Genomic DNA, 7,432 nt, shown 5'->3' with positions numbered 1-7,432 from the left:
TGATAAAAAAGTCGCTAGATTGGGGAACCTAGCGACTTGGGAGAAGTATTATGAAAAAGTTATTTTGTGTTATTAGCTTATGTTTATAAGATACCGTGAATTTATGACCTTTTTGTGAAGATTCTTTTCTTTCTTTGCGACTATTTCCTTAATTCCTGGTAAAGAAAAACAGCCTAGCTCAAACTAGACTGTTCGCCAAGCTTATTTTGAAAGCCCGATTAAATTATCACCATGGTTCACTTGACCAGCAACGTGACCTACACTAGTGTAGTTTGGTGTGTTAGTTACAATCACCATCACCGTTGTGTCGTAACCTGCAGCTTTGACTGCGTCTAAATCAACGGTACCTAGCTTGTCACCCTTCTTAATCTTTTGACCTTGCGTCACAAAGCTTTCAAAGTATTGCCCTTTCAAATTAACCGTATCAATTCCGATGTGAATTAAAACTTCCGCACCATCATCTGATTTCAAACCATAAGCATGTTTAGTTTCATAAGCAACGGTAACTTCACCATCCACTGGGGCAAAGACTTCACCATTAGTTGGAACAATAGCAGCTCCATCACCCATTAACTTAGTTGAGAAAACATCATCATTGACTTGAGATAAATCTACTACTTGACCAGCAACTGGGGCTAAAACATCTTCGTCAGCCACACCAGCAACTTGGGCAACTTCTGTTTGTGCTTGAGCAACTTCTGGAGCTACATCAGCTGTAGTTTCAACTGCAGATACATTTTCCAGCGCAGCAATACGATTGCGACCGTAAAGGTAAGTCAAAGCAAAGGCTACAGCGAAGGAAATTAATTCAGCCACAATGTACATTGGAATTGACTTAGGGTAAATGGATAAGAATCCTAAGAAACCAGCAGATCCCATAGAAGCAGCTTCAACACGAACTAAGCCGGCAAAAGTTGCAGCCACTCCTGAACCGATTAAAGCACAGAAGAATGGGAACTTGTACTTCAAGTTAACCCCGAATAAAGCTGGTTCGGTAATCCCAAGTAAAGCAGAAACCCCGGCTGATGAAGAAAGACCCTTCATCTTCTTATCTTTCGTAATAAACCAAACGGCAAAAGTTGCAGCCCCTTGAGCTACGTTAGCCATCGAAGCAGTAACAAAGATAAAGTCCCCAGCACCCTTGCCTTGAGCAAAGGCTGTTACTAATTGGGTTTCGATTGCTGGGAAACTTTGGTGTAAACCAGTCATAACAATAGCTGAGTAAGTTAAACCAAAGAGCCCCATCCCGATGAAACTGGTCGTATCGTATAACCATACAAAGCCGTTAGTAATCCAGTCTGAGACAGTCTTCATCACTGGACCAACGATTGTGAAGGTTAAGAACCCAGTAATCATCAAGGAAAGCAAAGGTGTAAACGTAAAATCAACCGCAGAAGGCAAACGCTTGTGGAAGAATTTTTCTAAGACAGATAAAATCCAAACGGCAGCCAACACTGGAATAACTTGGTAAGCATAATTCGTTTGTGCAACGTGAAGACCAAACAAATTCCAGAAATGATCTTTGCCTAACAAGTCAGGAGTGGTCATAATCATCCCCATGGCTGCTCCTAAGAATTGGTTAGCCCCAAAACGTTTAGCAGCAGAAATCCCGACTAGAATTGGCATAAAGATAAACGGCGCTGCTGACATCAATTGAATCATGTCAGACATACCCTTGATATTAGGGTACATTTGAACTAAGGACTTAGGTCCGAATAATCCTGCCGCTGTCAAGAAATTGTTGAGGGCCATCAACAAACCACCTGCAACCAAAGCAGGAATAATTGGAACAAAGATATCTGACAAGAGCTTAATAAAGGCCATTACCGGATTTGGCTTGTTGTTAGACTCAGCAATTTTCTTTAAATCATCAGTCGAAACTTCTGATAACCCTGTCTGCTTGATTAATTCGTCATAAACGAAATCAACATCCCCAGGTCCGATAATAACTTGGTATTGGCCGTTTGTCTTAAAAGTCCCCTTCACCCCATCGTTACGGTCAAGGGCGGCTTGGTCAATCTTGCTGTCATCTTTAAGTACTAAACGTAGCCGCGTCGCACAGTGAGCGGCAGCGACCATATTGTCTTTACCAATGGCATTAATGACATCGGTTGCAACTTTTTTATAATCCATTGCCATAATTGACACTCCTTTACAAAATTTCATTTTGAATAACATAACAAATATAATTTCTTGTAACCGATTTCTCTTAGCTACATTTTTATGATAACGCATTCTTAAAATATGTCAATCGTTTAGCATAAAAAAATTATTTTTTTCTAAATTTACATACTTTTTATTATTATTCTAGATTTTTCTGATTATCAATTTCTGATAACGTTTGACATAAATTTGAGAATAACTTAAAATTAAAGAGGATATATAAACGTTTTCATGATTAATCTAATAACTTTTTCAAGGAGGAATTAACCTATGGAATGGACCACTGAACTACGTTATAAACCCTATGAAGAATGGAGTGCACAAGAACTCCTTCAGCTTCAAGCTCAAGCAGCTAATTCTCAATACCAAATGGCCTACCACATTCGTCCTCAATCAGGACTTTTAAATGATCCTAATGGTTTTTCTTACTATAATAATCAATGGCATGTTTTTTATCAGTCCTTCCCATTTGGAGCTGCTCACGGTCTCAAATCTTGGATGCACTTGGTAAGTGATGACCTTGTTCACTGGCGCAATTTAGGTTTAGCTTTAGCACCAGATACACCGCTCGATAGTCATGGTGCCTACTCTGGTTCGGCTGCTGTCATCGATGATAAATTACTTTTAATGTATACCGGCAACGTGCGTACTAAAGAATGGGAACGAATTTCCTACCAAAACGGTGCTTGGTTAGATAAGAATGGGAAAATTACTAAACTCCCTAAGCCATTAATTGAAGCTCCTGAACATGTAACTGAACATTTTCGCGACCCTCAATTATTAAAATATCGTGGTGAGTACTACGTAATTTTAGGGGCTCAAGATAAAACCACCCTTTCTGGAAAAGTTGCCCTCTTTAAATCTAAGGACTTGGAAAAATGGCAAGATCTCGGCTATGTTGATTTTACAGATGACGTTATGGGATACATGATTGAATGTCCAAATTTAGTCTTTATTGATGACAAACCTGTCTTAATTTTTTGTCCGCAAGGGCTTGAGCACGAAGTAGCAGATTATCAAAACATCTACCCTAATATGTATGTTGCTGGTGAACACTTTAAATTTAATGCCGGTAAACTTCAAACCCAACAAAAAGCACCTATTAACCTTGACGATGGTTTTGATGTTTACGCTACACAAGCCTTTAACGCTCCTAACGGTAAGGCTTACGCGATTTCTTGGGTTGGTTTGCCTGACTTAGCTTACCCTAGCGATAGCGAAAACTGGGCCGGTTGCCTTAGTCAAGTCAAAGTCTTAAGTTTGGATGCAGACGGTAAATTGATACAACAACCTGTACCTGCCATGGCTGACTTGCGCCAAGCCGGGACGGTTTTACGCCCCGAAGCCAACTACAATCAACGCCAACAATTAGTCTATCAAGCAGGTAAGCACTACGAACTCAAACTTAATTTAGATGCTAACCAAAGCGGAAGCCTTCACCTAGCTGCAAATAAAGACGCTAGCCAAAGCTTGAAAATTGATTTTTCAACGCAGGACCATGGTTACATTACAGTTGATCGTGCACACACCGGGATTTCTTTTAACGAAGAATATGGTACCACTCGCACTGTTAACTTTGACCAGGCTAACCGCTTAGAACTCGATATCTTTATTGACGGTTCCCTCTTTGAAATTTTTGTTAACGGTGGGCGCCACGTGATTACTGGTCGCTTCTTCAGTCAGCCAGATAATCAACAAATTGCTTTGACTTCAGAAATTGCTCTTGACTTCACTGGAACTTACTGGCCACTTCAAGGAATCTAGGTGATAATATGACGCGACCAAAATTAATTGACGTAGCCAAAAAAGCTGGCGTTTCTGCCACCACTGTTTCACGGGTTATCAATAATTACGGTTACCTCAGCGAAAAAACTAAATCCAAAGTGTTTGCAGCCATGGAAGAACTCAATTATCAACCTAACTCTTTGGCGCGTTCCCTACACGGAAAGGCAACCAAGCTAATTGGGGTTATCTTCCCTACCATTACCAATCCATTCTTCGCTGAATTAATTGAAGAAATTGAAAAAGCCTGTTTTGCTGATGATTATAAATTAATCTTATGCGATGCTGGCTACAATGCGCAAAAAGAAAAAAACTATCTTAAAATGTTACAAGCCAACCAAGTTGATGGGATTATTGCTGGAACTCACAACTTAGGCATTGAAGACTACAATAAATCAGGACTGCCAATTGTAGCATTTGACCGTAACTTATCTGATCAAGTTCCAATTGTTTCTTGTGACAACTTCTCCGGGGGACGTCTAGCAACTAGTGAACTCTATCAAGCAGGTTGCCGTCATATCTTCTTTTTAGGTAGTGCAAATGTTGCCAACAACCTTCATCCACTAATTCACGTTTAGAGGGGTATCTCGATTTTATTGACAGTGTCGGCTTAACTCGCCATGTTCATTCGGTAGCTTATTCTGAATCTGCTGCGGTCAAAAAGGCTATCATCAAAGAAATTTTACAGAAACACACGGTAGATGGAATTGTCTGTACTGATGACTTAACCGCTTTACTCGTAATTCAAATTTCCCAACAAATGGGTCTGCAGGTACCCCAAGATGTAAAGGTGGTTGGGTTTGATGGCACCAACTTTCTTCAAACTTACCACCCTGAACTAACAACCATTGCTCAACCTATTCCGGAAATTGCTAAACTTTTGGTTACTTTACTTCAAGAAAGAATTAATGACCCCCATCAGCCACTGAAACAAAAGCGTTATGAGCTGCCAGTAAAGGTTATTCGTTCTACTACTAGTATGTAAAATACCCCCCTAATTTCCAGTAATTAGGGGGGCTTTGTGTTAAAATATGGTAAGTACTTAATTTGATTACGAGAGGTGATAATTGTGATTACGCGTCAAGAAATTAATGGTAAAGCTACCCTCAACTATTCTTGGTATGATGTTAACGAACTTAACGAAAGTGATATTCGCCAGTTAAAGCGTCTTTTTCGCTTAACCCCCGCGATTTTAAACTATATTTCGGACCGCCATGAGCGTCCTCACTATGATTATGATGTCCACACCCAAAGTGAATTGATTGTCTATGATGTGCCCATTTGGCCCAATAAAGAAGTCGAGCACTTTACTACGCGTCCAATTATCTTCTTACTGCAAGGTACAACGGTCTTCACCTTCCACAATGATGAAACTGCCTATGTTTTTGAAAAGTTTAAGGCTGACCGCATTAAAGAAGTTTCAACCGCGACCGAATTTATCATGACCTTCCTCTTGCATGCCACGAACTACTTTAACCAAGCCTTAGATAAAATTAATAATGAACGTAATATCTTGGATCGTAAGTTAAATGGTCATATTATTAACCACGACTTATTACAATTAGCCCAAATTGAAAAAAGTTTGATTTACCTTTCTTCTAGTATTAAAACTAACTTGATGATGTTAGAAGACTTGCGCCATACGCCATTGACACTTCAAATTACCAAAGAATCCCAAGAAAAATTGGACGATATTTTGATTGAAATGGAACAAGCTTCTCGCGTCGTGCAAATTGCCAATGATGTGACCGGAAAAATTTCACGGACTTCAAATAATATCTTGAATAATAACCTAAACGACACTATGAAATTTTTAACTGGTTGGTCAATCATCCTGACAATTCCCACAATTGGGACCGGATTTTATGGTATGAACGTGGACCTCCCTTTTATGAAGCTACCCCTTGCTTGGCTTTTGGTTAGTGGTATCCTTGTTTCCTTGATGCTAATACTCTATTGGTTCTTAAAGCGTAAAAATATTCTTTAACTCTCAAGTCACCTCTAGGTGGCTTTTTTTATTTAAAATTATTAATATTATAACTTTTTTTCTATCAATTCTTTAACTTTCTCAATTAGATTTTTTAAAGAAAACGTTTTATATTTATAATGTAAACTTTGATAAATATATCACAATCTATAGTGGAAGGACCGATTTAATGACTAATCAAATACTCTCCAAAAACATGCGTTTTCGCTTAGTTTTCAGCCTCTATCTCAATTATATTATTCACGGTTTTGGCTTAATTATTCTTGCACAAAATATGACAACGCTAAGCGATTACTGGTCAACTAGCCTCAAGATGGTTTCTTTTGTTATCTCAGGAATTGGAATAGGACGGTTATTAGCCTATCTGATTACTGGATACCTTTCTGATAAATTAAGTCGTAAATTCTTTGTTTATCTAGGAATGGCTTGTTATCTCTTTTTTGCAATTGGTATAGTTTCTACAAAAAGCATCATTTTTGCGTACTTCTGCGCAATTCTTGCCGGAATCGCTAATTCTGCGTTAGATGCCGGAACTTACACAACCTTGGTAGAATTAAATGATGGTAATGGACAAGCAACCGTGCTTATCAAAGCTTTTGTTTCAGTGGGTGAATTTATCTTGCCTCTCCTAATTGCAGCTATTCATGGAGCAAATTTATGGTTTGGCTGGTCTTTTATCTCCATGGTGGTCCTACTAATTTTAAATGCCATTCTCTTAATACCTTTAAAATTTCCACAACCATACCAAAATGAGAAAAATACCCAAGAAAAAATTGAACAGAGACAACAAAGTAATTTGGGACGGATTATTGCTACAGGAGCCCTAGTTTTATACGGCTACACTTCCATGGCACTTATGATTTGGTTTACCCAATGGATTACCCTTTTTGGTGAAAAGGTTGCGGGATTCAACACGACACAAGCTCACTTGCTCCTATCACTTTATAGCGTTGGTTCCATTTTGGGAGTTCTTTGTTTGTACATTTTCTTAAATCGTAATATTAGTGAAGGACCAATTCTAATTATAATGAATATTTTAGCTACTTTAGCACTCGGAATTATTCTCTTGAGTCATACACCTTTACTTTCTCACATTGCTAGTCTGCTCTTTGGCTTTTCAGCTGCCGGAGGAATTATGCAAACTGGTTTAACGGTCTTCATGAAACTTTACCCTACTCGACGCGGATTTGTGACCGGAATTTTCTATTTCTTTGGCGCTATTGCCTCCTTTACTGAACCACTTATTTCCGGTGCCTTATCCGATATCAGCATTCAAGTTGCTCTGGGAGGCGATTTCTTCGTTGGACTAATTGGTATTGGTTTAGTAACTGTTATTAATTTTGCCAGTCGTCAAGCCTTTGAGATGTGATTTTCCACAAAGTATATCATTAACTGTCATTGAACATTAATCGAGTTTATAAAACCACCCATCCTTTTGAAGTCAACAGGACGGGTGGTTTTAGGTACAAAAAAAGCCACCAAAGTGACTTTCATAAGTTG

4 protein-coding genes and 1 pseudogene are annotated in these 7,432 nt (G+C 38.8%); 4 read left to right on the top strand and 1 reads right to left on the bottom strand.

Going from position 1 to position 7,432, the window contains the following annotated elements; genetic code table 11:
• Positions 1-201: 201 nt before the first annotated feature.
• On the bottom strand, positions 202-2,133 hold the full coding sequence (locus tag JCM10991_RS10845; protein ID WP_025021491.1) for a sucrose-specific PTS transporter subunit IIBC: 1,932 nt from the start codon (positions 2,131-2,133) through the stop codon (positions 202-204).
• A 300-nt stretch (positions 2,134-2,433) separates the two neighbouring features.
• Between JCM10991_RS10845 and JCM10991_RS10840 the strand changes: the two genes are divergently transcribed.
• The 4 genes and pseudogenes from JCM10991_RS10840 (at position 2,434) to JCM10991_RS10825 (ending at position 7,301) form a co-directional block, all read left to right on the top strand.
• Entirely contained in the window at positions 2,434-3,927 is a 1,494-nt protein-coding gene (locus JCM10991_RS10840; protein ID WP_025021490.1) for a sucrose-6-phosphate hydrolase, read from the top strand.
• 8 nt (positions 3,928-3,935) lie between these two features.
• Positions 3,936-4,930, top strand: a pseudogene (locus JCM10991_RS16645) (LacI family DNA-binding transcriptional regulator).
• 87 nt (positions 4,931-5,017) lie between these two features.
• Positions 5,018-5,932 (top strand): magnesium transporter CorA family protein, encoded by a 915-nt coding sequence (locus JCM10991_RS10830; RefSeq protein WP_025021489.1) that lies wholly within the window; start codon positions 5,018-5,020, stop codon positions 5,930-5,932.
• A gap of 169 nt (positions 5,933-6,101) precedes the next feature.
• Positions 6,102-7,301 carry an MFS transporter gene (locus JCM10991_RS10825; RefSeq protein ID WP_025021488.1) on the top strand — a complete coding sequence of 400 codons (1,200 nt, stop codon included), beginning with the start codon at positions 6,102-6,104 and terminating at the stop codon, positions 7,299-7,301.
• The last annotated feature ends 131 nt before the right edge of the window (positions 7,302-7,432 follow it).

The sequence above is a fragment of the Ligilactobacillus equi DSM 15833 = JCM 10991 genome, assembly GCF_000615765.1.
Lineage (GTDB): Bacteria > Bacillota > Bacilli > Lactobacillales > Lactobacillaceae > Ligilactobacillus > Ligilactobacillus equi.
This window is presented reverse-complemented; position numbering and strand designations above follow the sequence as displayed.

Coding starts and splice junctions, on each gene's coding strand:
- JCM10991_RS10840 (WP_025021490.1), top strand. CDS start 2,434: ATGGAATGGACCACTGAACTACGTTATAAACCCTATGAAGAATGGAGT.
- JCM10991_RS10845 (WP_025021491.1), bottom strand. CDS start 2,133: ATGGATTATAAAAAAGTTGCAACCGATGTCATTAATGCCATTGGTAAA.
- JCM10991_RS10825 (WP_025021488.1), top strand. CDS start 6,102: ATGACTAATCAAATACTCTCCAAAAACATGCGTTTTCGCTTAGTTTTC.